Origin of the sequence: Streptomyces echinatus, assembly GCF_014203595.1 — a bacterium.
In the GTDB taxonomy this organism is placed as follows: Bacteria; Actinomycetota; Actinomycetes; order Streptomycetales; family Streptomycetaceae; genus Streptomyces; species Streptomyces echinatus.
Genome location: NZ_JACHJK010000006.1, coordinates 313,452 through 337,492, shown reverse-complemented (window position 1 = coordinate 337,492; position 24,041 = coordinate 313,452). Strand labels below are relative to the sequence as shown.

Below are 24,041 nucleotides of genomic sequence, written 5' to 3'. Positions count from 1 at the left end.
ACCAGACCCCGCTCCCTGATCCGGCCTGATCCGAACGAAAGGCCCTAGGGCGCGGTGCTCCTGCGCAGGGCGAGCGGGAGCAGCGCCCCGCAGCCGAGGGCGCCCGCTGTCGCGAACAGGGCGGTACGGAGGCCGTCGAGGAGACCGGCGCCGGTGGCGTTCTGCCCGGCCCCGCCGGACAGCGCGACCAGGACGGCGAGGCCCACGGCGCCGCCGGCCTGCAGGGTGGTCGACGCCAGCCCGGAGGCGATGCCCTGGTCATGGGGGGCCACGCCGGCGGACGCGGCGATCCAGGTCCCCGTCCAGGTGGCACCCTGACCGAGTCCCAGGAGCACGATTCCGGGCAGCAGAGCGGTGTACGAGCCGTCCGAGGTCAGCGCGAGGCCGAGTGCCGCGGCTCCCGCGGCGCCCAGCGCCATGCCGCCCACGAGCAGCCGGCGCACGCCGAAGGCGGACACGGCCCGTTCGCCCGCCTGTGTGCCGACGGCCACCAGGACGGCGGGCCCGAGGAACGCGAACCCGGTCGCGACCGCGCTGTATCCGTGCACGGTCTGGAAGTACAGGGTCAGGAAGTACGGCACCGAACCGAAGGTGGCGCTGAACAGGGCGGCCGTCCCCGTCGCCGTCAGCAGGCCGCGGTGCGCGAACAGCCGGGTCGGCACGAGCGGGTCACGGGAGCGCCGCTCCACCACGGCGAACAGCGTCAGCAGTCCGAGGGACAGCGTCGCGACGGCCAGGGCCGTGGGTGTGCCCCAGCCCTCCGCGGGTGCCCGGATCAGCAGGAACACCAGGAGCGTCACCCCACCGGTCGCGCTGAGCGCGCCCGCCGCGTCGAAGCGCCGCGAGCGGTCCCGGGGTCCGTCCGCCGGGAAGAGCAGCCGGCCCGCGACCGCGAGGGCGCCCGCGACGGGCACGTTGACGAAGAACACCGACGGCCAGCCGAACGCCTCCACCAGGACCCCGCCGAGCAGCGACCCGAAGCACAGGCCGCCGGCTCCCGCGGCCCCCCACACCGCGAGGGCACGGTTCCGGTCGGGCCCCTCGTCGTACAGGGTGTTGATCAGGGACAGCGTGGCCGGGAACAGCAGGGAGCCGCCGACGCCCTGGACGCCCCGGACGGCGATCAGGGCACCGGGCGTCGTGGACAGTCCGCCGACCAGGGACGAGCCCGCGTACAGCAGCGCCGCGAGGACGAACGTCCGGCGCCGCCCGAGCAGGTCCGCGGCCCGGCCGCCCAGCAGCAGGAAGCCTCCCGTGGCCACGACGTAGGCGCTCACCACCCACTGGAGGTCGTGGTCGGAGAATCCCAGACCGGCGCCTATGCCGGGCAGGGCGACGTACACGATGTTGTAGTCGAGCGAGATGACGAGCTGACCCAGCGCCAGAACGAACAGCGGAAGTCCGGACGGCTTCCGGATCCGAGCCGTTTCCGGCTGTTTCACGGACATCATCGCACCCCCCAGAATCACGGAATCCGGAATTCCCACGGAGGGAATTTCCGGTATGCCGAGCGTTTTGCGTCACCGTAGCAGCACCGCCCGGACTTGTGAATGGCCGACTTCCGGACGACTGTTGCCTGTTCACGGAATTTCCGGGCAGCTCGAATTCCCGGCAGCCGAAGGGCAGCCGGATGAATGAAAGTTCTAATTCCGGGTCAGCTCTCTCCCATGAGCCGACGAATCTCGGTCATCACGGCGACCAGTGCGCGGCGCTCCGGAAGAGTGGTTTCCGGGTGCCAGAGGTCGATGAGCAGGCAGGTTCGCGGGCGCGTCCCTGTGTTGCGGGCCTCATGTTCGAAGGAGTAGTCGAAGAGCAGGCATTTTCCCTCCTCCCATGTCCGCGTCTCCCCGGCGACAGTGATACTGCATCCCTCGGGGACCTCGACGGCAAGGTGGAGATTGATACTGAAGTTCCACAGGTCGCAGTGCGGCCGGATCACCGCACCCGGCAGCAGCGTGGAGAAATGACATTCGAGGAGAGGGCATATCTTCTCCGGTCCGACGACGACGTCCCGCAGTATGCGATGAGCGGCGGGCGCCGTGGCCGCCGATTTCTCCACCAGGTTTCCGTCGCGGTAGAGGTACAGGGCCTGCCAGTCGTCCTGGCGGGTCAGGTAGTGCTCGTAGTCCGAGAACTCCTCGCGCCGCGCAGCCCAGGCGGAGGCGAACTCCGCCTTGATCGTCCGGTGGCCGTCCTCCAGCGCGCGGACGACGGGAGCCAGCTCCGGATGCGCGTAGGGGTCGTGCCAGGGGGTGGACGACAGCCCGGGCATGATCCACTTGGCGGCCTTCTGCAGGGGATGCCGTTCGCCGCCGCCCGGTTCCAGCATGCGCTCGACCCGAGTGATCGTTTCCGCACCGAACTCGGCTCTGATCGCGGCGAAGGCGTTCTCTATCTCTGGCGTCATGGGTCTCCGAGGTTCCGCGCACGGCCCGAACGGCCCCGCGAGGCGGCCGGCCGGGCGGCGAGCCGCACTGTCGAACTGGTAGTCGGCCGCGGGCGACCGGGAGTTCCCGTCACGCCGAGCGAATTTCCCCGGACCCGTGAAGGCTTGGGAGCCGTGGGCCGGCCCGGCTGGGACAGGTGCCCGCTCCCCCGGCTCAGGGGCGGGGACGGAGGAAGGGGTGCCGGTGCCTCCGGCGGGGGGGGACCGGCACCCCTCGTGTCACCCGGCCACGGTGACCGGCACGTGCGTCCGCGCCACGTCGGCCCCGGCTCCGACTCGGGCTCCCGCTCCGGCCTCGACTCCGGCTCCCGCTCCGGCCTCGACTCCGGCTCCGGCCCGGGAGTCGGCCCCGGAGTCGGCCCCGGCGCCGGCCTCGGCCTCGGCCTCAGCGAGGAGTTCGACGAGAACGGCCCGCGCGCGGGCCACCCGCGAGCGGATCGTGCCGACGGGGCAGCCGCTGGCCCGGGCGGCCTCCTCGTAGGGCAGCCCCGTCAGCTGGGTGAGGACGAACGCCTGGCGGCGCTCCGGGGACAGCGTGTCCAGCAGGTCGAGCAGCGCCACGCCTTCGTCGAAGCCCGGCAGACCGCTCGGCTGGGCCCGTTCGGCCCGCAGCGCCCAGTCGTCCGCGGCACTCAGCCGGGGCCGGGCGGCCGCCTGCCGCAGGCTGTCGACGACCGTGCGGCGCGCGATGGACAACAGCCAGGTACGGGCCGACGAACGCCCTTCGAACCGGTGGAGGCTGCCGAGGGCCCGCAGGAACGTGTCCTGGGCCAGGTCGTCGGCGAGCTGGCGGTCGGCGGAGAGATGCCGGATGTAGCGGACGACGTCCGGGTGCAGCGCACGGACGAACCGGTCGACGGCGTAGGGGTCGCCGCCACGTGCGGCGAGCGCCCAGGCGGTGGCCGACTCGTCGGGCGAACCCGTCGCACCGGTCGTGTCCGTCACCTGGTGTCCGGTGTCGCGGGTCGTGCGCACGGCGGGCAGGACAGGAGTGATCACCTGATGTCCTTCTCGGGATGTCCGGGATCCCCGCGGCGCGGCACGCACGATGACGAGCGGGCAAGGGGGCGCACGGCCGCGGCACGCGTGGTCGCGCTTCCGCGGCCGTCGCGCTCGCGACCGTGCCCTGGCACGCCGAGCGTGGCGGCACGCCGGGGTGGAAGACCCGGAACAGGTAAAGGGACGGGGCCGCAACGGTCGTACGGCCCGTGCCCGAAGCCCCCTGCACCGGCGCCGGAGTCAACACGGCGGCCGGGGGGTCGGCTTCGGGAAACCAGCTGTCTCAGACGACAGCGGGTCCGGCCGGAGGCCCCCGAGAAATGATCGTGTGAGCGAGCAGCAGCCGCGGCTCCCGCTCCGTCCGCTCGCGCGCGGGCCGCGGGCGCGGCCGGCTCGGCGGTGCGGGCAGCAGCGCCAGGGGCAGCCACAGGGGTGCGGCCAGCCAGGCCGCGACGGCCCTCAGCAGGCGGAAGGCGGTCCGCTCGCCGTAGGCCAGCCACAGACCGCTGAGCAGGGCGGCCAGCGCGTGGGCCGCGAACATGCCGAACGCCGAGCCGCCGCCCATGTCGTGGGCCATGTGGCCCAGGTGCCCGGCGTGCCCCATGCCCATGGACCCCGTGGAACCCAGGGCGTTCATGGAACCCATGGCGCCCATGTCCATCGCGTCCATGTGCAGGGAGCCCATGTGCGAGGAGCCCATGTGCATGCCGGTCATGCCCGTGCCGGCACCCGGGGCCGACGGCTGGGTCAGCGAGAAGACCGAGTGCAGCGCGCCCTGGGCGAGGGCGACGACGGACACCACCAAGGGCAGTCCGCGTTCCCGGCCCGCCAGACACCAGCCGACGCCGCTCGTCGCGGCGAAACCGGCGAGGAGGGCCCACCAGGGCACGGCGGCACCGGACATCATGACGTGCCCGAGGGCGGCGAGCAGCACACAGACGGCCGCGAACATCGCGGCCCGCGTCGTGCGCGCACACCATCCAGCTGTCATGACGGCCTCATCCTCGCATCCGGGCTCCGCTCGTCACGCAGGGGTACGCACAGCACCCGGGCTCGCCGCTCAACTCCGAGTCAGTGATACCCGACACACCGCCATGGCGGAAAGGGTCAGGTGCCGTCCTGACCCGGACGGACGACCACCGCGAGGCTCCGCACGGCCCCACCCCGCTCGAAGTGCAGCGTGAACGCGACGAGATCGCCGGCGCGCCACGTCGGGTCCGCCGGCACGATCACGTCGACTCCGGTCGGGGTCATCACGAGGCTTTGGCCGGCCGGGACGGGCACCGAGGGCACCGTCCGGCCGGATGCCGTGTTCTCCGTGACCATACGGTGGCGGCTGAGCGTGGCCGCGCCGCCGGTCCCGGCGGACGTCACCCCGAGCAGCCGGTCCGCGGAGCCGCCGGTGTTGGTGATCCGGAAGAAGGCGGCCGTGGTGTCACCGTAGGGCAGGAGCACCCGTCCCCCGGTGACCGTGATCCGGGCCGGACCGCCCGCGTTGCCGTAGGCGGTCCATACGCTCAGGCCGCCGAGGGCGAGCGCGCACGCGGCGACCGGGGCGAGCGCCGCGAGCAGGGCGTCGGTGAGCCGACGGCGGGTGGGCCGCCACGACATGACGGTCATCGGGTACGCCTTCCGGTCGGTGCGGGCTGCCAGGTGCGCAGCCGCAGGCTGTTGATGACGACCAGGACCGAACTGGCCGACATGGCCGCCGCGGCGAGCATGGGGTTGAGCAGGCCGACCATGGCGAGCGGGACGGTGACGGCGTTGTAGCCGAACGCCCAGACCAGGTTGGCGCGGATCGTGCCCAGGGTGCGCCGGGCCAGCCGTACCGCGTCGGCGAGCGCCTCGATGTCACCGCGGACGAGCGTCACGTCGGCGGCCCCGATGGCGACGTCCGTGCCGCCGCCCATCGCGATGCCGAGGTCCGCCTCCGCGAGCGCGGCCGCGTCGTTCACGCCGTCGCCGACGACGGCGACCCGGTGGCCCCGCGCGACCAGGTCACGTACGAGGCCGGCCTTGTCCTCGGGGGCGCGGCGGGCGTGGACCTCGTCGATCCCCAGGGTGTCCGCGACGGCGCGCGCGGGTCCCTCCCGGTCGCCGGTGGCCAGCACGGGGCGTACGCCGAGGCGCCGCAACCGGTCGACCGCCCGGTAGCTGCCGGGCCGTACCGTGTCGCCGACCTCGATCAGCGCCTCGGCCACCGAGTCCACGCGGACCAGGACGGCGGTGCGTGCGGCGGTCTCGGCCGCCTGCCGGGCCTCGGCGAGCGCCGGGGGCAACTCGCCTTCGGGTGCGACGACTTCCACGAGCCGGCCCTCGACCCGGCCGCTCACCCCACGGCCGGGCAGCGCGGTGAACCCGGTCACCCGTGGCAGCGGGCGGTCCCGTCGGGCCGCGGCCGTGACGGCCCGCCCCAGCGGATGCTCCGACCCCTGCTCGACGGCCCCGGCCAGCCGCAGCGCGGCGTCCCTCCCGAGTCCGTCCGGTGCGGCGGTGACCCCGGCGACGGTCATGTGGCCGGTGGTGAGCGTGCCGGTCTTGTCGAGGACCACCGTGTCGAGGTGCCGCAGCCCCTCCAGTGCCTGCGGTCCCGTGACGAGAACACCCAGCTGGGCCCCTCGCCCGGTCGCGGCCATCAGGGCGGTCGGCGTCGCCAGGCCCAGGGCGCACGGGCACGCCACGACCGACACGGCCACCGCCGCCGTGACCGCCGCCTGCGGATCGGCTCCGGCCCCGAGCCAGAAGCCCAGGGTCGTGACCGCCAGTGCCAGGACCATGGGCACGAAGACACCGGCGACCGTGTCGGCGAGCCGCTGGGCACGCGCCTTGCCTGACTGAGCCTCCGTCACCAGCCGGGTAATCCTGGCCAGTTGACTGTCTGCGCCGACCGCGGTGGCCCGCACCAGCAACAGTCCGCCGGCGTTGACGGCCCCGCCGGCCACGGCCGAACCCGGCCCCACCTCGACCGGCAGGCTCTCACCGGTGACCAGTGCCAGGTCCACCGCCGAACTGCCCTCCACCACCTGCCCGTCGGCGGCCACCCGCTCACCGGGACGCACGACGAAGACCTGCCCCACGGCCAGCCGCTCGACGGGGATGAGCCGTTCGTCGTCGCCGTCCCGTACGGCCACGTCCTTGGCGGCCAGCCGGGCGAGCGACCGGAGTGCCGCCCCCGTCCCGTTCCTGGCCCTCGCCTCCAGGTGACGGCCCGCGAGGACGAACAGGGGGACACCGACGGCGGCTTCGAGGTAGAGGTGCGCGACACCGTCGGAGGCGGACGGCACGAGTCCGAACGGCATCCGCATGCCGGGGTCGCCCGCGCCGCCGAGGAACAGGGCGTACGCCGACCAGGTGAAGGACGCGGCGACACCGAGCGAGACCAGGGTGTCCATGGTCGCGGCCGAGTGGCGCAGCCCTCGTACCGCCCGCGCGTGGAAGGGCCAGGCACCCCACACGGCGACGGGCGCGGCCAGCACGAAGCACAGCCACTGCCAGTTGCGGAACTGCCAGGCGGGCACCATCGACAGCACGAGCACGGGCAGTGCGAGCCCCGCGGTGATCAGCAGCCGTTCGCGCTCCCGCCGTGCCTCCGCCGGCTCCCGGCCCCCGGAGCTGTCGTCCGCGGACCGTCCGGCTCCGGAGACGTCGAGGAGGGCGGCCGTGTAACCGGCCTTCTCCACGGTGGCGACCAGTTCCTCGGGCCCGGTTCCCTCCGGATGACGCACGCGCGCCCGGCCGGTCGCGAGGTTGACGGTCGCCGTGACCCCCGCCAGCTTGCCGAGCTTCTTCTCGACCCGGGTCACACAGGCCGCGCACGTCATGCCGCCGATGGTCAGGTCGGTCGTGACGAGGACGGTCACCGGCTCCGCGCCCATCAGTGCCCTCCCCCGTGCGGCCCGCCCATGTCGTCCATGTCCGGGCCGCCGCTCCCGCCGTCGTCGCCGTCGCCGCCCCCGCCGGGCGCGGTGCCGTGCATGCCGGGTGCGACGGGTCCGGCGGCGGCGCCGACCGCGTACGACACCGTGAAGACCAGTGCCAGCAGCAGAAGGAATCCGCACAGGGCGGGCGGGGGCGCCGCGCCGCGTGGGAAGGCGCGCGGGCGCGGGGATCGGCGGGACTCGTCCATCAGCCGTGTCTCCAGATCGGGTGGCACGGCGCCGGTCGGATCGAGCCGCACTCGTCCCAGGAGTCGGACCGGACCGGGTCCGGGTTCCGGGGCGCTTCCGTGGCGCGCGTCACAGACCGGCGGCCCCGCCGAGGGGCCGACGGGCCGCTCGTTCAGGCGAGGTGGAGGGCGGTGTGCAGGGTGTCCGTCACCTGGACGCGGGCCGCCCTGGACGCGTCCGTGCGGCGGAGCATGTCGAACAGGACGAAGCCGTGGATCGTCCCGTGGTAGCGGATCGAGACGACGGGGACGTCCGCCTCCCGCAGCAGTGCGGCGTAGGCCTCGCCCTCGTCGCGGAGCACGTCCGCCTCCGCGGTGAGTATGAGCGCCGGCGGCAGGCCGTGGAGGCTCGGGGCGGGCGCGCGCAGCGGTGAGACGGTCTCGTGCGTCCGGGTCCGCGGGTCGGGTGCGTACCGCTGCCAGTAGTCCCGCATCGCGGCGCGGCTCAGGAAGTAGCCCTCGGCGAACTGGTGGTAGGAGGGCGTGTCCATCGCCGCGTCGGTGACCGGGCACAGCAGCACCTGGTGCACGAAGTCCGGGCCGCCGCGCCGCCGCGCCACCAGGGTGAGCGCGGCCGCCTGCTGGGCGCCCGCGCTGGCGCCGACGACGGCCATCCTGCTGCCGTCCAGCCGGGATCCCCGGCCGTGCCGGGCTATCCACCGGGCGACGGTGTACGCCCGCTCGACGGCTCCCGGATGGCGGGCGTCGGCGGGCGCGTCGTACTCGGGGACGACCACGGCCGCGTCCGTTCCCAGGACGAGGTCAGTCACCAGGCTCCGGTGCGCGTACGCGTCGGTCAGCATCCATCCCAGACCGTGCAGGTACAGCACGACCGGCAGGGCCTCGTCGGTGCCGGCGGGGCGCAGTATGCGCACCCGGATCCGGTTGCCGCCGATTCCCGGCAGCGCCAGCCACTCCTCCTCGACGTCGGGCTCGTCACGGCCGTCACCGGTCCACAGGGCCGCTATCCGGGCCTCGACGGCCGCCGTGTCCGGATCCGCGTCCGGGAATCCGGGGAGTGCGTAGCGGGCGACGAAGGTACGGGTCAGCCGCTCCAGAACAGGCGCGGCCCAGGGAGCCGGGAGGTCGTCATGCAAGGGAACTCCTGTGCGGGAACGGGCTGTTCGTCGGAGCTGCTGATCCCCCGCGGCCGGGGCGGGCAGGCGCTCGGCGGCGGCTCCACCGGCACGGGTGACCAGAGTAGGGCGAGTGGCGCGGGGTTCAAGGGGCGGCGCCTGGCCAGTTCGCGGCGCGCCTGCTCCTGGTCGCCGGGCACGGGGGAGCCCGTCCCGTGTGCCGCGTGGACAGGGGCATGGGCCGGGCGCGGTGACGCGTCGCCCGGGGGCGCCGCGCGGTGTCCCCGGGCGCCACGGCTGTCGACCGTTCCGGTGGCCGCGGCGCGGGGCGGGTCACGCGTCGTCAGCACGTTCCGCTCCGGCGCGGGGCACGGCCAGGGGGCGGGCTCAAGGGGCCCGGATCCGCCGGGGCCGGTCACGGTCCCCGTCCGCGGGGACGGCCGGCGAAGCCGCACCGGGGCCGGACCGGCTCACCCGAACGCCGTAACGGCCCCCGGAACCGTGCGGAGCGACCGTGCCGCACGCGCGGGCCGGTTGTCGCCGACGGCACCGGCCGGTCGCCCGGGGCCGCTGGGCTGCGGGAGCGGTCGCCGTACCGCATAGTGAACGAGGTGCGGGGCGAGGTGGCACTGCCCGGCTCTCGTGCCGGGCCGGCCGGCCCGACCGGGGTCCGGTCGGCGGCGTCCTCGGCTCGGTGGGTGCGGGGCGCCCGGGCGGCGTTGTCCGGTGCCGCCATCCCGTCGGCCGCGGCCACCCCGGCCGCCCGGGACAACGCCGGCCCATGCGGGCCGCGACGACGCTGCGCACTGAGGAGGCTGTATGTCGTTCCAGGACCCGGTTGTGCCCGTCTGCCCCTTCGACTTCGCCGACGCGCTGGAGTTCGACCCCTCGCTGGCCTCGCTGGCGGGGCGCGGCCCGGTCAGCCGGATCCGGCTGCCCTACGGTGAGGCCGAGGCGTGGCTGGTGACCAGTTTCGCCGGAGTGCGTCAGGTGACGTGCGACCCGAGATTCAGCCGGGCGGCGATCGTCGGGCGGGACTATCCGAGGATGACGCCCGAGCCCATCGTGTCACCGGAATCGATCAATGTGACGGACCCGCCGCACGCCACCCGGCTGCGGCACGTGGCGGCCCAGGCGTTCACCCGGGAGCGGGTGGCGGGCATGCGGCCGGCGGTGGACAGGGTGGTGGCCGGGCTGCTCACGGCGATGGCGGAGACGGGACCGCCCGCGGACCTGGTGACCCATCTGTCGGTGCCGCTCCCCCACCTGACGATCTGCGAGCTGCTCGCCGTCCCCGAGGACGACCGCGACCATCTGCGCACGCTCACCATGCGGCTCCTGGCCACCTCGCCCGACGCCCGGCAGGACGCGGCCGACGCCAAGGCCGAGCTGCGGTCCTACTTCGCCAAGCTGGTCCCGGACCGGCGCGTCGCACCGGGCGAGGACCTGCTCAGCGCGCTGGCCGCGGCCCCGGTGCCGGAGGGCGAGGAGCCGCTGAGCGACGACGAGCTGGCGGTCCTGGCCGTGACGCTCATCCTCAGCGGCAACGACACGGCGACCTGCCAGATCAGCAACATCGCCTATCTGCTGCTGACCCGGCCCGAGGACCGTGCCGCACTGGCGCGCGACCCCGGCCGGCTCCCCGGCGCGCTGGAGGAGCTGCTGCGGTTCATCCCGTTCCGCAAGGGTGTGGGCATCCCGCGGATCGCGCTGGAGGACGCGGAGATCGAGGGAACCGCCATCAGCGCGGGTGACTACGTGCACGTGTCCTACCTGGCGGCCAACCGCGACCCGGCGGTCTTCCCCGACCCGCACACGCTCGACCTGGAACGGCCGGTGCACCCGCACATGACGTTCGGCTGGGGCGGGCACCACTGCCTGGCCGCTCCGCTCGCGCGGGCGGAGCTGGACAGCGCGGTCACCGGCCTGCTGACCCGCTTCCCCGGCCTGCGCCTCGCCGTCGCCCCCGAGGACGTCCGGTGGGACACCGGGACCATCCGCCGCTTCCCGCTGCGCCTGCCGGCCGTCTGGTGACCCCCGTACTCGCATGACGACCCGTCGGCCGTACCGTTCGCACGGCGCCTGGGGACAGTTCTCCGGGCGCCGGTGAGTACGGCCGGCGGCTTGCCCACGGGCGGGTTCTGGACCGGCCGCCGCCGTCGATGCCCGTCCCGGCGCCCGCCGTGCTCTCGGCCTCAGCCATCGCGCCAGCCCGACGATCATGAGGGCCGGCCGCCCGCACTGTGACGTACGCCACCGGTCGGGGGTGTCACACGGCGCCGGGCACCGGCATCTCGTGGGTGTGACCAGGTCGGGAGCGAGCAGGCGGGAGCCAGGCATGAGCGAGCACGAGACGGACGTGGCCGGACCGCCCGGGAACCGTGTGGACCGCGCCACCGAGGCGTTCGTCGCCCATCGCAACCTGCTGTTCACCGTGGCCTACGAGATGCTCGGTTCGGCCGCCGACGCCGAGGACGTGCTGCAGGAGACCTGGCTGCGGTGGGCGGACGTCGACCAGGAGGCGGTGCGCAACCGGCGGGCGTACCTGGTCCGGATCACCACGCGTCAGGCGCTGGCCCGGCTGCGTACGCTGTCCCGGCGCAGGGAGGCGTACGTCGGCCCCTGGCTGCCGGAGCCGCTGCTGACCGCCCCGGACGTGGCCGAGGACGTCGAGCTGGCCGACAGTGTCTCGATGGCGATGCTGCTGGTCCTGGAGACGCTCGCGCCGACCGAACGGGCGGTGTTCGTGCTGCGCGAGGTGTTCGGCCTGGAGTACGAGGAGATCGCCGAAGCGGTCGGCAAGAGCCAGGCCGCGGTCCGCCAGATCACCCACCGGGCACGTGCCCACGTCGCGGCGCGCCGGCCTCGGGGGGCCGTCTCCGCGGCCGAGACCCGCGCCGTGCTGGGGGCGTTCCGGCAGGCGGTCGAGACGGGCGATCTGCGGGGCCTGCTCGATCTCCTCGCGCCCGACGTCGTCTTCCTGGGCGACGGGGGCGGCGTCGCCCAGGCCGCCCAGGAGCCCATCGTGGGGGCCGGGCAAGTGGCCCCGCTGGCCGCCGGGTTGAGCAGGTTCGGGGCGGGGGCGCTGCGGCCGGCCCAGGTCAACGGCTATCCGGCGCTGGTCCTCCGGCTCGGCGGAAGGGTCGACACCGTCGTGGCGGTGCACATCGCCGACGGCCGTGTCACCGGCCTCTACGCGGTCCGCAACCCCGAGAAGCTGTCGCGCATGGAACGCGAGACGGTCCTGAGCCGCTGATCCGACCGCTCCGGACCGGTCCCCCACGGGCCCCTTGTCCCACGCCGTGGCCTGTCCCTCGCGGGTCCCCTGTCCCACGCCCGGACCTGCCCGTCGCGACCCGTGTCCCACGCCCGGGCCTCTCCCGCGCCGGGCCCTGTCCCTCGTCGGCCCTGTCCGTCGGCGGCGCCCCGTCCCTCAGTGGGCCCGCCCCGCCGGCCCGGGACGCGGCGCGAACGCGCCAGGTCTTACGGAGTCGTGACGTGCGGGCGCGCCCTTCCGGTCCGCCGCCGGGGCGGGCCTAGCGTGGGCGTATGCGAGTACTGGTCACCGGCGGTGCCGGGTTCATCGGCTCCCATGTGGTCGAGGCGCTGACGGCGTCCGGGCACGAGCCGGTCGTGTTCGACGTGCGCGCGGACCCCGCCGCCGACGTCCGCGACCCCGAGGCCGTGGCGCGGGCCCTGGCCGGCGTGGACGCCGTCTGCCATCAGGCCGCGATGGTCGGGCTCGGCACGGGGTTCGGGGACGCCGCGGAGTACGTCTCCCGCAACGACCTGGGGACCGCCGTACTGCTCGCCGCAATGGCCGGCGCGGGCGTACGGCACCTCGTGCTGGCCGGGTCGATGGTCGTGTACGGGGAGGGGCGGTACGCCTGTCCGCGCGACGGCGTCGTGCGACCGGGACCGCGGGCGGTCGCCGATCTGGAGGCCGGACGGTTCGAGCCGAGGTGTCCGGTGTGCGGCGCCGAACTCGCCCCCGGCCTGGTGGGCGAGGACGCGCCGGCCGATCCGCGCAACGTGTACGCCACGACCAAGCTCGCCCAGGAGCACCTGGCCGCCGCCTGGGCCCGGTCGACGGGCGGCTCCGCTGTCTCGCTGCGCTACCACAACGTGTACGGGCCCCGGATGCCCCGGGACACCCCCTACGCGGGCGTCGCCTCCTTCTTCCGGTCCGCGCTCGCCCGGGGCGAGGCGCCCCGCGTGTTCGAGGACGGGCGGCAGCGCCGGGACTTCGTGCACGTCCGGGACGTGGCCGCGGCCAACGTCGCGGCGCTGCGGGCGGGGTCCGCTCCGGGCGCGCTCACCGCGTACAACACCGGCAGCGGCGAGCCGCACACCGTCGGGGAGATGGCCCGCGCGCTGGCTGACGCCCACGGCGGGCCGGCGCCCGTCGTCACCGCGGAGTACCGGCTGGGCGACGTACGGCACATCACCGCCGACTCCTCCCGGCTGCGGGCCGAGCTGGGCTGGAAGCCGGAGGTCGGATTCGCGGAGGGAATGCGCGAGTTCGCGGCCTGCCGCTGACCGGGCCCGGCGGGAAACCGGGGCCGGGATCAGGGAGCCGAAAGCACACGTCCACGGCCTGCCCCTCACCCGGCCCGGCGGGAAACCAGGGGCCGGGGATCGCGGGGCGGACGCGGTGGCTCGACGCTCTCGGCCGACGGGGCTACGGTGCCGTGGGCAGCGTGACCTCGAAGCGGCAGCCGCCGGGGATGTTGCGCACGCTGGCCCGGCCCTGGTGGGCCTCGACGATCCCGCGCACGATGGCGAGGCCCAGGCCCGCGCCGGCCGGCGGGGTGCGGGCGTCGGTGCCGCGCCAGCCGGTGTCGAAGACGCGGGGCAGGTCCTCCTCGGGGATGCCGCCGCAGCCGTCCGTCACGGAGAGGACGACACCGTCCGGCGAGCGCTCGGCGACGACGGCGACCGTGCCGTCGGCGGGTGTCCGGCGGATCGCGTTGACCAGCAGATTGCCCAGGACGCGGCTCATCTCCTTGGCGTCGACCTCGACCGGTACCGGCGCCACCCGGTCGCCGACCAGCCGCACGCCGTGGGCGCGCGCGAGCGGACCGGCTCCGGCGAGGGCGTCGCCGACGAGGTCGTAGAGGGAGATCCGGGACGGGCTCAGCGGAAGGGTGCCGGCGTGGATGCGGGAGAGTTCGAAGAGGTCGCCGACCATGCCGTCGAGGCGCTCCACCTCGGCGCGGATCTGCTTCAGATAGCGGTCGGGGTCGTCGGCGACGCCGTCCTCCAGGGCCTCGGCCATGGCGCGCAGACCGGCGAGCGGGGTGCGCAGGTCGTGGGAGATCCAGGCGACGAGTTCCCGGCGTGAGGTCTCCAGCATGCGTTCGCGTTCCCGGGACTCGGCGAGCCGGGCACTGGTGGCCGCCAGCTCGCGGCTCACCTCGGCCAGTTCGGCGGTGGCCGGCGCCGCGGGCGCGGCGAAGTCACCGCCGTCGCCGAACGAGCGGGCCGCCATGGCGAGTTCGCGGCTGCGGGCGACGACCCAGCGGCCCAGTATCAGCGCGGTCACCAGGGAGACCACGGCCGCCATCGCGACGACCGTCGTCACCACCGTCAGGTCGTGCGGGGACAGGAACATCGCCCACGCGACCGCGAGGGTGCCCGTGAGCACACCCCCGACGCCGACCGCCGCGACCACGGCGAGGGACACGGTGAGCGAGCGGCGCCGCAGCAGCCGCAGCGCGGCGGCCCCCGCCAGGCCCGTGACGGCGGCCCCGGCGAAGGCGTACAGGGCGATGAGCAGGGTGTCGCGCATGTCAGCCCGTCTCTTCCCGGCCGCTCGGGCCGAAGCGGTAGCCGACGCCCCACACGGTCTGGATCAGACGCGGCCGGGCCGGGTCGTCCTCGACCTTGCCGCGCAGCCGGCGGACGTGGACCGTGACCGTGGAGAGGTCGCCGAATTCCCAGCCCCACACCTCACGCATCAGGTCCTCCCGGCTGAACACCTTCCCCGGGTGCCCGAGGAAGAAGGCCAGGAGGTCGAACTCCCGGAGCGTGAGGGCGAGTTCCGTGCCGTTGCGGGTGGCGCGGCGGGCGCCGGGGTCGACGGCGAGGCCGGCCGCGGCCAGCGGGCGGGGGTCCGCGGCGGGGAGCGTGCGGCGCAGCACCGACCGCACCCGCAGGACCAGTTCGCGGGGGCTGAACGGCTTGGTCACGTAGTCGTCGGCACCGACCTCCAGGCCCAGGATCCGGTCGTCCTCGTCGCCGCGGGCGGTGAGCATGACCACGGGGACGGGGGCCCGGGCGCGCAGCCGCCGGCAGACCTCCAGGCCGTCCATGCCGGGCAGCATCAGGTCGAGCACCACCAGGTCCGGCCAACGGGCGGCGGCGCGGGTGAGCGCCGTGGGGCCGTCGGCCGCCCGTTCGACGGCGTAACCGGCGCGGCCGAGGTATCCGGCGACGACCTCGGCGACGGTCGCGTCGTCGTCGACGACCAGGACCCTGGCGGCTTCGGGGGCGGGCGGCACCGCGGGTTCCGCGCCGGCGGGCGCGGTCGCGTCGGTGGCTCTGCCCGGCGTGGGCACGTGCGGCTGCTGCATGCGTCCAGCCTCGCACCGGGCCGCCGCGGGTGTCGCACCCGGAACCGGGCCCCGGCCCCGACGTCCGCGTTTCGTAAGGAGCGGGAGTCCGATATGCCCGCTTGCCGTTCGTAGGGTGAACGCCGTGATCCCCTCGACACCATCATCACCGCCGGGCGTGGACGTGGTCCTCCCCTGCCTCGACGAGGCCGAGGCCCTGCCCTGGGTACTCGCCCGGATCCCGGCGGGCTGGCGCGCCCTCGTGGTCGACAACGGCTCCACCGACGGTTCGGCCGACATCGCCCGAGCCCTCGGCGCGACCGTCGTCCACGAGCCGCGCCGCGGCTTCGGGGCCGCCTGCCACGCCGGGCTGACCGCCGCCACCGCCGACATCGTCTGCTTCTGCGACTGCGACGCCTCGCTCGACCCCGCGCTCCTCGTCCCGTTCGTGCGGGAAGTCCTCGACGGCGGGGCCGATCTGGTCCTGGGGCGGCGGCGGGCGCGGGCCCGCGGGGCCTGGCCCGCGCACGCCCGGGCCGGGAACCTCGCGCTCGCGCGGCTGCTGCGCCGCCGTACCGGACTGCGCCTGCACGACCTCGGCCCGCTGCGCGCCGCCCGCCGGGAGCCGCTGCTCGCGCTCGGTCTCAGCGACCGGCGCAGCGGCTACCCGCTGCAGATGGTGGTGCGGGCCGCCGACGCGGGCTGGCGGATCACGGAGCACGACGTGCCGTATCTGCCGCGCACCGGCACCTCCAAGGTGACGGGCACCTGGCGCGGCACCTGGCAGGCGGTCCGGGACATGAGCCACGTGCTGGCCGAGCCGCCGGCCGGCGGGAGGGCCGCACGGTGACCACGCTGCTCGTCATCGCCAAGGAACCGCTGCCGGGGCGGGTCAAGACGCGGCTCACCCCGCCGTTCAGCCCCGCCGAGGCGGCCGCGCTCGCGGAGGCGGCGCTCGCCGACACCCTGGACGCCGTGGCGGCCGCCCCCGCCGGCCGGCGCGTCCTGGTGCTCGACGGAACGCCCGGCCCCTGGCTGCCGGCCGGATTCGACGTCGTACCGCAGTGCGCGGGCGGTCTGGACCTGCGGCTGGCCGACGCGTTCGCGCGGTGCGACGGACCCGCCCTGCTCATCGGGATGGACACCCCGCAGGTGACCCCGGAGCTGCTCACCGTGGACTTCGCCGGATACGACGCCTGCTTCGGCCCGGCGGAGGACGGCGGTTTCTGGGCGCTGGGGCTGGCCCGGCCCGACCCGGCGCTGCTGCGGGGCGTGCCCATGTCGACCCCCCGAACAGGCGCCGTCCAGCGGCGGCGGCTGGTGGCCGCGGGGCTGCGGGTGCGCGATCTGCCCCGGCTGCGGGACGTGGACACCGCGGCCGACGCGGCGGCGGTCGCCGCCCTGGCGCCGCACGGCCGGTTCGCCGCCCGGCTGGCCGGGTGCGGCGCGCGCACCGGGAAGGGGACCGGACGATGAGCACGCCGCCGGCCGTCGCCTGGGCCGCGGCCGACCCCTATGCCGCCGCCCTGCGCACCGGGCGCGGCCCGCTGTTCCTGCGGCGCGGCGACGGATGGCTGCTGCCCCTGGAGGTCGAGCGGTGGTGCGCGAGGGCGGACCCGGTGGACCGGGCGGTGCTGGACCGGTGCGAGGGCGCCGTGCTCGACGTCGGCTGCGGACCGGGCCGGCTGGTGGCGGAACTGGCCGCCCGGGGCCGTACCGTCCTCGGGATCGACGTGAGCGAGGCGGCCGTCGAGCACACCGGGCGGCTCGGCGGCCAGGCCCTGCGGCGCTCGGTGTTCGAGCCGCTGCCCGGCGCGGGACGCTGGGGCACCGTCCTGCTGATGGACGGCAACCTCGGCATCGGCGGCGATCCGCGCGCCCTGCTGGACCGGGTGGCCCGACTCCTGTGCCCCGGCGGCCTGTTGATCGCCGAGACGGTCGCGGTGGACGTGGACGAACGGCTGGAGGTGCAGGTAGTCGACGGCGCCGGCCCGGGGACGGGCGGCGGTGGCGCCTTCCCCTGGGCGCGGCTGGGGACCCCGGCCCTGCTGCGGTACGCGGCCCGGGCGGGCTGGCGCACCGACGGTCAGTGGACGGCCGGCGCGCGCCGTTTCGTCGCCCTGCGCAGTCGCAGCGCCAGCAGCAGCGCCGAGCCGCCGAACAGCACCGCGGTGATCAGCAGCCAGCGGGCGAGGAAGCCGTCCGTCGACATCCCGGTGGCGGACCGGTAGCGCTCCTCCATCATCCCGCTGATCAGCGGGAACCACACCAGCAGGAGCAGCGCGCAGAGGGCGGCGGGAACGCGGACGTACATCACCCACGCCCGGCGTCCGCCCAGCCCGCCCACGACCGCGCGGTCGGCCAGCGTGTACAGCGGCAGCAGCACGAGGTCGTGCAGCAGGGCCGCCCCCACCAGCCACAGCGCGACGCCGCGCCAGTCGTCCGCGAACAGCCGCACCCCGGCATAGCCGGCGAGCGCGAACGAGCAGGCGAGCAGCAGGATCTGCAAGGGGCTGCCGAGCGGCGGGCGCGTGCGCATCACAGGTCTCCGAAGGTCAGCCGGGCCACCCATTTGGTGTTGAGCACACCGGGGGCGGCGGGCACGATGATCCGCGCCGGGTAGCCGTGGTCGGGGGACAGCGCCTCGCCGTTGACGTACAGGGCGAGCAGGGAGCGGGGGTCGGCCACCTGGTTGGCGCGCAGGGCGGCGCGGCGGAAGGCGCCGTGCCGCTGGAGCGACTCCACGAAGAGGTCCGGCGGGTCGCCGTCGTGGCCGACGAGCGCCGCGAGGTCGCGCAGCCGCACCCCGCGCCACCACTGGTCCGCGGTGGACCAGCCCTCGACGCAGGCGATGGGCAGCGCCGAGCTGTGCAGCGGCATGCGGAGCAGCTGGGCGCGGCTCAGGCGGACGGTTCCGCCGCGCCCGGTGACAACGAGCCGCCAGGCCTCCGCGCCGGTCTCCCGGGTGTCGATCCCGGCGTACGCGGCCGTCTTGTTGATCTGGAAGCCGTTCGGTCCGCCGCCCGGGTCGGCTCCGCCGTGCGGTGCGAGGAGGGCGGTGCGCCGCAGCACGCCCCCGATGCTCTGTCCGACGGTCGTGGCGAAGAACAGCAGCGAGGCGCCGCCGACGAACCACAGCGCCCCGCGCCGGGAGACGGTGGGCGGACCGGGCCGGGGCGACACCAGATCACCCTGTTCCCGCCCCGGCCGGCGGACGGCGCGCAGGGCGGCCGGCACCTTCAGCACCGCGTGTGCCACGAACGCGGCGAAGAACACCCAGGCGCCGTAGAAGTGCAGCGGGTAGAAGGAGCCGGGAAAGACGTAGGCGAGCTGGACGTTGAGGACGCCGGTGGTGAACTCGAACAGTCCGCCGCCGACCAGCAGCAACAGGGAGAGCCGCTCCAGGGCGTGGGCGAGGGAGCGGGCCGGGGGCAGGGCGAACAGCCTGGGCACGACCGACCACAGCTTGGCCAGCAGAATCGGGATCAGGGTGATGCCGAGGGTGACGTGCAGGCCCTGGGTGAACCGGTACAGCCAGTGCGGGTCGGTCGGCCAGGCGAAGAGGTAGAAGCCGAGGATCCCCTTGTCCGGGGTCTGGTCGTTCACCGGGGAGAGGTCCGGGTTGTAGGCGGCGTAGGACACCAGGCCCGTCACGAACAGCACGGTGATGCCGACGAGCAGCACGAGGCCGAGCACCGAGGTGAACCCGGTGCCGCGCAGGGGGCTGCGCCAGAAGCCGGGCGAGGAGGGAAGCCGGGGGTCGTCGTTCCGCATGATCAGACGGTAGGCCGGGAGTGCCCCCGGAAGGGATGCGCGACCCGTGACGAAAGTCTGACGTCAGGCCGTCGGTGCACTCGTCGGTCCGGTCGGCGCCCTAGCGTTCCGGTGTGACCCCCCGTAGCCGATATGCCGATCTCAGTGCCGCCTCGGCGGCCGTCCTGCTCGTCCTCGCCGCCGTGCTGGTCGGCCGGCACATCCAGGACACCCGTCGCACCCTGTTCGTCCGCTGGCCGCCGCTGTTCGCGGTCTGGGACCCGCACCTGGGCCCGGGCACGCCGGCCGCGGTGCTGGTGGCGGTGGCCGTGGTGGCCTACGGGCCGTCCGTCGCCGCGCGGCTGCCGTGGCGGGGGCTGCTCCTGACGGCCTGGGCGACGGCGCTGGCGTGGACCTGGTCGCTGGCGCTGGTCGACGGCTGGCGGCGGGGTGTGGCGGGCCGGCTGACCACCCGCAACGAGTACCTCACGGTCATCGGCCGCTTCCACGACATCCCGGCCACCCTGCGCGACTTCACCCATCACATCGTCAGCGGCGCCCCCGCGCCCTGGCCCGCGCACATCGCCGGGCACCCGCCGGCGGCCACCCTCACCTTCGTCCTCCTGGACCGGATCGGCCTGCGCGGCGGCGGCTGGGCCGGCGCCTGGTGCATCACCGTGGGCGCGACCGCCTGTGTGGCGGTGCTGGTGGCGGTACGGGCCCTGGCCGACGAGCGGCTGGCCCGGCGGGCGGCGCCGTTCCTGGTGGCGGCCCCGGCCGCCGTCTGGGTGGGGGCCTCGGCCGACGGGTACTTCGCGGCGGTCGCCGCCTGGTCCGTGGCGCTGCTGGCCCTCGCGGTCACCGGGCGGTCCGTGGCCTGGGCGGCGGGCAGCGGGCTGCTGTTCGGCCTGACCTGCTATCTCTCGTACGGCCTCACGCTCTTCGCGCTGATCGGCGTGGCGGTGCTGGTGCTGGGGCGGCGCCGGGTGCGGGAGCGTCCGGTGCTGCTGCCGGTGCTGTTCCTGGCCGGGGCGGCGGTCGTCCCGGTGGCGTTCACGCTCTCCGGGTTCGACTGGTGGGAGGGGTACCGGCTGCTGGTCACGCGTTACTACGAGGGCGTGGGCGGCGTCCGCCCGTACGGCTACTGGGTGTGGGCCAATCTGGCCTGCTCGGTGCTGCTCACCGGTGTGGCCACGGTGGCGGGGCTGCGGCGGGCCGGCGCCGTGCCGGCCCGCCGCCGGACGGCTCCCCGCGCCGAGGTCCGGCTCGCTCTGCTGGTGGCGGCGGCGCTGCTGGCGCTGCTGGCCGCCGACCTGTCCGGGATGAGCAAGGCCGAGACGGAGCGCATCTGGCTGCCGTTCGCGATGTGGCTGCTCCCGGCCTGCGCGCTGCTGCCCCGGCCGCGCGTCTGGCTCACCGCGCAGACGGTGCTCGCCCTGGCGCTGAACCATCTGCTGATCACCGGGTGGTGAGCCCAGGCGTTCCCGGCCGCGTCATGCCGCGCGCTCCCGGCCGAGTCGCCCCGCGCGGTCCGGCCGGCGGTCCCTCGTCGGGACCGGGCCGGCCGGGCCGTGCGGTGTCGCGGATCAGCCCTGCCGGCCGGCCGGCCGTGAGCGGAAGCGGCGGTACAGCACCGCTCCGCCCATCAGCGAGGCCATGCTCGCGGCGGCCGCCGCCCAGGTGTTGTCCGCTCCGGTGCTGGCCAGTGCGCCGGTCGTCCGCTGCCGGACGACGACGGGGGACGGCTTGGGCGCCGGGTGCGTCGCGGGCGGGAGGTGGCGGACCGGTGGCGTGACCCGCGTGGGCGGTTGCGGCGTGGTCGGTTCCGGCGAGGGCGTCTTGGGCGCCTCGGGGTGGTCGTCCGAGGTGTTCACGGACTGGTTGCCGAAGACGGGGTTGAGCGCGCCCACCACGTTGACGGAGTTGCCGCTGACGTTGACGGGCAGATCGACCGGGAGCTGGATGCCGTTGCCGGAGACGACGCCCGGTGAGCCCTGTGCGGCGCCCACCGCCTTGGCCCCACCCGAAGCCGTGGCCCCCTCCTTGGCGGCGGCCTTCCCGCTGTCGCCGTCCGTATTGGCGCAGCGGTTGCCCGCCGCGGGGTTGAGCAGACCGACCACGTTCACGGTGTTCCCGCACACGCTCACCGGGAGATGCACCGGCAACTGGATGTCGTTGCCGGAGATCAGCCCGGGCGATCCGCTCGCGGAACCTTCGGCGGCGGAGTCGGCGTACACCGGCGCCGCGACGGCCATCGCACCAGAGGCGACGGCAATGGCGATCACACTGTTTCGGGTAGCCCGTTTCATGGGGTTCCCTGCCCTTCCAGACACGGTCGCGGGCACTCACCCGCGTTCGGCAAAACGCATGCGAAACCCAACAAGTTATGGTTTTTCATCCGTTTGCCTGGCAAGAGGGGCGGGTCCACACGCCGGGCGGGTCCGTACCGCCCCGTACAGATGGCCGAGCGTGCCGCAGCGGTGGAGCCGGACAACTGATAGCTCTCGGGAGGGCAACCGCAGCCGGAACCGATCGATCCGGGAAACGACCGAGACGAGGAGCGATGGCAACCACCGTACGAGACTTCAGGGCCGACACGGCGCCCGCCAGTCTGCAACTGCCCGGAATCCTTCTGGGCGTGGGACTCGGGGGCTTCGCCGACGGGATCCTCCTGCACCAGCTCCTGCAGTGGCACCACATGCTCACCAGCACGAACCACGACCACATCGGGCTGAAGTACTACGATCCGCACAGCGTCTCCGGGCTGCGGATGAACACCGTGTGGGACGGCGTGTTCCACACCGTCTGCTGGCTGGCCGTCCTCACCGGCCTCGCCGTCCTGTACGCCCGGGTGACCACGGACCGGCGCCGGGTCTGGGCCTCACGGGTGCTGTGGGGGTGGATCCTGGCCGGCTGGGGCCTGTTCAACCTCGTGGAGGGCGTCCTGGACCATCACGTCCTGGGCATCCACCATGTGCACGGCGGGCCGTACCAGGTGTGGTGGGACCTCGGCTTCCTCGCCCTCGGCGCGCTGCTGCTGGCCGGCGGGTGGCTGCTGCAGCGCGGCGGACGCGTCCGCGCCCCGGCCCCCTCCGACGCCGGACGCGACGGACACGCCGGCTGATGGACCACCACATGTCCCACCTCCCCCATCAGCAGGGCGGCGGCGTGGCGGAGGTGCTGCTGCCGGTCCTTGCGCTGCTGGTGTGCACAGGCGGCTATCTGCTGCTGGCGCGCGCGGCACGCCGCCGCAATCCGGCGCGGCCCTGGCACCGCCGGCGGACCGTCGCCTTCTGCGGAGGCGTCGCCCTGCTGGCGGCGGCGCTGCTGCCCCCCGTAGCGCCCTTCGCGCACCACGACTTCCGCGGTCACATGGCCCAGCACATGCTCATCGGGATGTACGCGCCGCTCGCCCTCGTGCTCGGCGCCCCGGTCACCCTCCTGCTGCGCACCCTCCCCGCGGCCCGCGCCCGCCGGCTCACCGGCCTGCTGCACAGCCGCCCGGCGCGTCTGCTCGCGCACCCGGCCGTCGCCCTGGCGCTGTCGGCCGGCAGCCTGCCGGTCCTGTATTTCACGCCGCTCTACGAGAGCGCCATGGACCGTCCGGCCGCACACTGGCTGCTGCATGCGCACTTCCTGCTGTCGGGGTGCCTGTTCGCGCACTCCGTCGCGGGGCCCGACCCGGCCCCCGGCCGGCCCGGCGTGCCCGCCCGGCTGGTCTGTCTGGGCTGTGCCATCGCGGTGCACGCGGTCACCGCGCAGCTGATGTACGGCGGATTCTGGGTGGACATCCGCGCTCCCGTCACCGAGGTGCGGGGCGGCGCGGAGATCATGTACTACGGCGGTGACATCGCCGAACTGCTCCTGGCGGCAGCGCTCGTGGCCACCTGGCGTCCCGTGCGCCGCGGGCCGGCGGCACCGGCCGCGCTGCCGGCCCGGTAGTTCTGCCGGGCGGGCCGGCGGGCGGACGGCGCCGATAGCAGCCATGGACACAATACCCATGTACCGTATTCGCCATGAGCAACCTCTCCGAAGGCGCCACGCCCGGCTTCCTGGTGTGGCGGCTGTCGACGAAGTGGCGGGTCGCGGTGGACCGTGCGGTGGCTCCGCTCGGGCTGACCCACGCGCAGTACTCACTGCTGGGGTCGCTGTACGGCATGCAGCGCTCCGGGCTGCGCCCCAGCCAGCGCCGTCTCGCCGACCACACCGGCCTGGAGGCCCTGTACGTCTCCAAGCTGGCCCGCGCCCTGGAGTCGGCCGGCCTGCTCGAACGCACCCGGGACCCGGCCGACCCGCGCGCGGTCCAGCTCGCCCTCACCGAGCGGGGCCTTGAGACCACCCGGAAGGCGATCGACGTCGTCCAGGGGCTGCTGCGCCAGCTGCTGGCCCCTCTCGGCGGCCCCGACAGCCCGCGCGCCCAGGAGTTCACCCGGGAGCTGACTGCCCTGCTCGACGCGCCGCTCGACCCGTTCGGCACCACCGACGACCCCGCCCCGCTCAAGTAGTGGAATATTGAACCACTGCGTTCCGTTGTGGCGTCCGAAGGAGGTCACGAGTGGAGACGCGACAGGAGACCACGTACTACGAGCACGGCACCGCCGCCGAGCGCTGGGAGCGCGCGCGGCTGTTCTTCGACGCGAAGGACTACGCGGGCGCGGCGCGGGTGCTGGACGGGCTGGTCCAGGAGGTGCCGGAGCAGACCGGGCCCCGGCTGCTGCTGGCCCGCGCCTACTACCACTCGGCCCAGCTGCGCCGCGCCGAGGCCGAGCTGCGGACCATCGTGGAGCGGGACCCGGTGGAGCACTACGCCCGGCTGATGCTGGGCCGTACGCTCCAGCGGCAGGCCCGGCACGAGGAGGCGGAGCGGCACCTGCGGATCGCCTCGGCGCTCGCGGGTGACTTCCCCGAGGAGTGAACCGTACGTTTCCGGCCCGGTCCCCCGTACGGGGGGCCGGGCCCCTCGCATGCGTCCCTCGCGGTCGCGGGGGGCCGCGCAGGCCCGTCCCCGATCAGGATCGGAACGACGGCCGAGTGCGCCGACGGCATCG

At 74.7% G+C, this 24,041-nt stretch carries 23 protein-coding genes; 11 read left to right on the top strand and 12 right to left on the bottom strand.

Translation table 11 applies throughout. The features are described 5' to 3' along the window. Positions 1 to 44: 44 nt before the first annotated feature. The 8 genes from FHS34_RS19095 to FHS34_RS19060 all read right to left on the bottom strand — a co-directional run bounded on the left by FHS34_RS19095 (position 45) and on the right by FHS34_RS19060 (position 8,707). Complete coding sequence (locus FHS34_RS19095; RefSeq protein WP_184966891.1) at positions 45 to 1,448, bottom strand: MFS transporter; 1,404 nt, start codon at positions 1,446 to 1,448, stop codon at positions 45 to 47. A gap of 206 nt (positions 1,449 to 1,654) precedes the next feature. Further along, the gene (locus FHS34_RS19090; RefSeq protein ID WP_184966890.1) at positions 1,655 to 2,407 is read right to left on the bottom strand and encodes an aspartyl/asparaginyl beta-hydroxylase domain-containing protein; all 753 of its coding nucleotides are present in this window, start codon (positions 2,405 to 2,407) and stop codon (positions 1,655 to 1,657) included. Positions 2,408 to 2,665: 258 nt separating this feature from the next. Beyond that, complete coding sequence (locus FHS34_RS19085) at positions 2,666 to 3,445, bottom strand: sigma-70 family RNA polymerase sigma factor (RefSeq protein WP_184966889.1); 780 nt, start codon at positions 3,443 to 3,445, stop codon at positions 2,666 to 2,668. A gap of 283 nt (positions 3,446 to 3,728) precedes the next feature. Further along, positions 3,729 to 4,436, bottom strand: a complete 708-nt coding sequence (locus tag FHS34_RS19080; RefSeq protein ID WP_184966888.1) for a hypothetical protein — start codon at positions 4,434 to 4,436, stop codon at positions 3,729 to 3,731. 116 nt (positions 4,437 to 4,552) lie between these two features. Continuing rightward, complete coding sequence (locus FHS34_RS19075; protein WP_184966887.1) at positions 4,553 to 5,065, bottom strand: copper chaperone PCu(A)C; 513 nt, start codon at positions 5,063 to 5,065, stop codon at positions 4,553 to 4,555. Next, positions 5,062 to 7,320 carry a heavy metal translocating P-type ATPase gene (locus FHS34_RS19070; RefSeq protein WP_184966886.1) on the bottom strand — a complete coding sequence of 753 codons (2,259 nt, stop codon included), beginning with the start codon at positions 7,318 to 7,320 and terminating at the stop codon, positions 5,062 to 5,064. Before FHS34_RS19070 ends, FHS34_RS19075 begins: the two co-directional genes overlap by 4 nt. Continuing rightward, positions 7,320 to 7,571 carry a hypothetical protein gene (locus FHS34_RS19065; RefSeq protein WP_184966884.1) on the bottom strand — a complete coding sequence of 84 codons (252 nt, stop codon included), beginning with the start codon at positions 7,569 to 7,571 and terminating at the stop codon, positions 7,320 to 7,322. The genes FHS34_RS19070 and FHS34_RS19065 overlap by 1 nt, the downstream gene beginning before the upstream one ends. 152 nt (positions 7,572 to 7,723) lie before the next feature. Further along, on the bottom strand, positions 7,724 to 8,707 hold the full coding sequence (locus FHS34_RS19060) for an alpha/beta hydrolase (RefSeq protein WP_184966883.1): 984 nt from the start codon (positions 8,705 to 8,707) through the stop codon (positions 7,724 to 7,726). Between the two features lie 798 nt (positions 8,708 to 9,505). Here FHS34_RS19060 and FHS34_RS19055 point away from each other — a divergent pair. From FHS34_RS19055 to FHS34_RS19045, 3 genes are all read left to right on the top strand, one after another. After that, positions 9,506 to 10,720 (top strand): cytochrome P450, encoded by a 1,215-nt coding sequence (locus tag FHS34_RS19055; RefSeq protein WP_184966881.1) that lies wholly within the window; start codon positions 9,506 to 9,508, stop codon positions 10,718 to 10,720. A gap of 304 nt (positions 10,721 to 11,024) precedes the next feature. Further along, the gene (locus tag FHS34_RS19050; protein WP_184966879.1) at positions 11,025 to 11,942 is read left to right on the top strand and encodes an RNA polymerase sigma-70 factor; all 918 of its coding nucleotides are present in this window, start codon (positions 11,025 to 11,027) and stop codon (positions 11,940 to 11,942) included. 293 nt (positions 11,943 to 12,235) lie between these two features. Continuing rightward, positions 12,236 to 13,225: an NAD-dependent epimerase/dehydratase family protein gene (locus FHS34_RS19045; protein WP_184966877.1), complete on the top strand. Its 990-nt coding sequence runs from the start codon at positions 12,236 to 12,238 to the stop codon at positions 13,223 to 13,225. A gap of 142 nt (positions 13,226 to 13,367) precedes the next feature. Here the strand turns inward: FHS34_RS19045 and FHS34_RS19040 are convergent, their stop codons facing one another. Both FHS34_RS19040 and FHS34_RS19035 read right to left on the bottom strand, forming a co-directional pair. Then, on the bottom strand, positions 13,368 to 14,477 hold the full coding sequence (locus FHS34_RS19040) for a sensor histidine kinase (protein WP_184966876.1): 1,110 nt from the start codon (positions 14,475 to 14,477) through the stop codon (positions 13,368 to 13,370). 1 nt (position 14,478) lies between these two features. Continuing rightward, entirely contained in the window at positions 14,479 to 15,261 is a 783-nt protein-coding gene (locus tag FHS34_RS19035) for a response regulator transcription factor (RefSeq protein ID WP_184966874.1), read from the bottom strand. A 115-nt stretch (positions 15,262 to 15,376) separates the two neighbouring features. Between FHS34_RS19035 and FHS34_RS19030 the strand changes: the two genes are divergently transcribed. Genes FHS34_RS19030 through FHS34_RS19020 form a run of 3 tightly spaced genes read left to right on the top strand, consistent with a single transcriptional unit; the run spans position 15,377 to position 17,471 of the window. Then, positions 15,377 to 16,090, top strand: coding sequence for a glycosyltransferase family 2 protein (locus FHS34_RS19030; RefSeq protein ID WP_372478579.1), 714 nt, complete (start codon positions 15,377 to 15,379; stop codon positions 16,088 to 16,090). Next, positions 16,087 to 16,716 (top strand): TIGR04282 family arsenosugar biosynthesis glycosyltransferase, encoded by a 630-nt coding sequence (locus FHS34_RS19025; RefSeq protein WP_184966872.1) that lies wholly within the window; start codon positions 16,087 to 16,089, stop codon positions 16,714 to 16,716. The genes FHS34_RS19030 and FHS34_RS19025 overlap by 4 nt, the downstream gene beginning before the upstream one ends. Further along, positions 16,713 to 17,471 (top strand): class I SAM-dependent methyltransferase, encoded by a 759-nt coding sequence (locus tag FHS34_RS19020; RefSeq protein ID WP_184966869.1) that lies wholly within the window; start codon positions 16,713 to 16,715, stop codon positions 17,469 to 17,471. Before FHS34_RS19025 ends, FHS34_RS19020 begins: the two co-directional genes overlap by 4 nt. A 307-nt stretch (positions 17,472 to 17,778) precedes the next feature. Here FHS34_RS19020 and FHS34_RS19015 read toward each other — a convergent pair whose 3' ends face one another. Continuing rightward, a complete protein-coding gene (locus FHS34_RS19015) occupies positions 17,779 to 19,014 on the bottom strand; it encodes a molybdopterin-dependent oxidoreductase (protein ID WP_184966868.1) in 1,236 nt (411 codons plus the stop codon). 113 nt (positions 19,015 to 19,127) lie between these two features. Between FHS34_RS19015 and FHS34_RS19010 the strand changes: the two genes are divergently transcribed. Next, positions 19,128 to 20,465 carry a hypothetical protein gene (locus FHS34_RS19010; protein ID WP_184966866.1) on the top strand — a complete coding sequence of 446 codons (1,338 nt, stop codon included), beginning with the start codon at positions 19,128 to 19,130 and terminating at the stop codon, positions 20,463 to 20,465. Between the two features lie 114 nt (positions 20,466 to 20,579). On the opposite strand, the gene FHS34_RS19005 is transcribed toward FHS34_RS19010, so the two are convergent. Next, the gene (locus FHS34_RS19005; protein ID WP_221509120.1) at positions 20,580 to 21,302 is read right to left on the bottom strand and encodes a chaplin; all 723 of its coding nucleotides are present in this window, start codon (positions 21,300 to 21,302) and stop codon (positions 20,580 to 20,582) included. Positions 21,303 to 21,556: 254 nt separating this feature from the next. On the opposite strand from FHS34_RS19005, the gene FHS34_RS19000 reads away from it, so the two are divergent. From FHS34_RS19000 to FHS34_RS18985, 4 genes are all read left to right on the top strand, one after another. Beyond that, positions 21,557 to 22,117: a DUF2243 domain-containing protein gene (locus FHS34_RS19000; RefSeq protein WP_184966862.1), complete on the top strand. Its 561-nt coding sequence runs from the start codon at positions 21,557 to 21,559 to the stop codon at positions 22,115 to 22,117. A gap of 11 nt (positions 22,118 to 22,128) precedes the next feature. Further along, positions 22,129 to 22,935, top strand: a complete 807-nt coding sequence (locus tag FHS34_RS18995; protein ID WP_184966860.1) for a cytochrome c oxidase assembly protein — start codon at positions 22,129 to 22,131, stop codon at positions 22,933 to 22,935. A 74-nt stretch (positions 22,936 to 23,009) separates the two neighbouring features. Then, positions 23,010 to 23,498 (top strand): MarR family winged helix-turn-helix transcriptional regulator, encoded by a 489-nt coding sequence (locus FHS34_RS18990; protein ID WP_184966858.1) that lies wholly within the window; start codon positions 23,010 to 23,012, stop codon positions 23,496 to 23,498. Positions 23,499 to 23,548: 50 nt separating this feature from the next. Then, a complete protein-coding gene (locus tag FHS34_RS18985; protein ID WP_184966856.1) occupies positions 23,549 to 23,908 on the top strand; it encodes a tetratricopeptide repeat protein in 360 nt (119 codons plus the stop codon). The last annotated feature ends 133 nt before the right edge of the window (positions 23,909 to 24,041 follow it).

Coding starts and splice junctions, on each gene's coding strand:
- FHS34_RS19015 (WP_184966868.1), bottom strand. CDS start 19,014: ATGCGGAACGACGACCCCCGGCTTCCCTCCTCGCCCGGCTTCTGGCGC.
- FHS34_RS19000 (WP_184966862.1), top strand. CDS start 21,557: ATGGCAACCACCGTACGAGACTTCAGGGCCGACACGGCGCCCGCCAGT.
- FHS34_RS19090 (WP_184966890.1), bottom strand. CDS start 2,407: ATGACGCCAGAGATAGAGAACGCCTTCGCCGCGATCAGAGCCGAGTTC.
- FHS34_RS19080 (WP_184966888.1), bottom strand. CDS start 4,436: ATGACAGCTGGATGGTGTGCGCGCACGACGCGGGCCGCGATGTTCGCG.
- FHS34_RS19065 (WP_184966884.1), bottom strand. CDS start 7,571: ATGGACGAGTCCCGCCGATCCCCGCGCCCGCGCGCCTTCCCACGCGGC.
- FHS34_RS19045 (WP_184966877.1), top strand. CDS start 12,236: ATGCGAGTACTGGTCACCGGCGGTGCCGGGTTCATCGGCTCCCATGTG.
- FHS34_RS18990 (WP_184966858.1), top strand. CDS start 23,010: ATGAGCAACCTCTCCGAAGGCGCCACGCCCGGCTTCCTGGTGTGGCGG.
- FHS34_RS19075 (WP_184966887.1), bottom strand. CDS start 5,065: ATGACCGTCATGTCGTGGCGGCCCACCCGCCGTCGGCTCACCGACGCC.
- FHS34_RS19035 (WP_184966874.1), bottom strand. CDS start 15,261: ATGCAGCAGCCGCACGTGCCCACGCCGGGCAGAGCCACCGACGCGACC.
- FHS34_RS19095 (WP_184966891.1), bottom strand. CDS start 1,448: ATGTCCGTGAAACAGCCGGAAACGGCTCGGATCCGGAAGCCGTCCGGA.
- FHS34_RS18995 (WP_184966860.1), top strand. CDS start 22,129: ATGTCCCACCTCCCCCATCAGCAGGGCGGCGGCGTGGCGGAGGTGCTG.
- FHS34_RS19005 (WP_221509120.1), bottom strand. CDS start 21,302: ATGAAACGGGCTACCCGAAACAGTGTGATCGCCATTGCCGTCGCCTCT.
- FHS34_RS19070 (WP_184966886.1), bottom strand. CDS start 7,320: ATGGGCGCGGAGCCGGTGACCGTCCTCGTCACGACCGACCTGACCATC.
- FHS34_RS19050 (WP_184966879.1), top strand. CDS start 11,025: ATGAGCGAGCACGAGACGGACGTGGCCGGACCGCCCGGGAACCGTGTG.
- FHS34_RS19040 (WP_184966876.1), bottom strand. CDS start 14,477: ATGCGCGACACCCTGCTCATCGCCCTGTACGCCTTCGCCGGGGCCGCC.
- FHS34_RS19055 (WP_184966881.1), top strand. CDS start 9,506: ATGTCGTTCCAGGACCCGGTTGTGCCCGTCTGCCCCTTCGACTTCGCC.
- FHS34_RS19020 (WP_184966869.1), top strand. CDS start 16,713: ATGAGCACGCCGCCGGCCGTCGCCTGGGCCGCGGCCGACCCCTATGCC.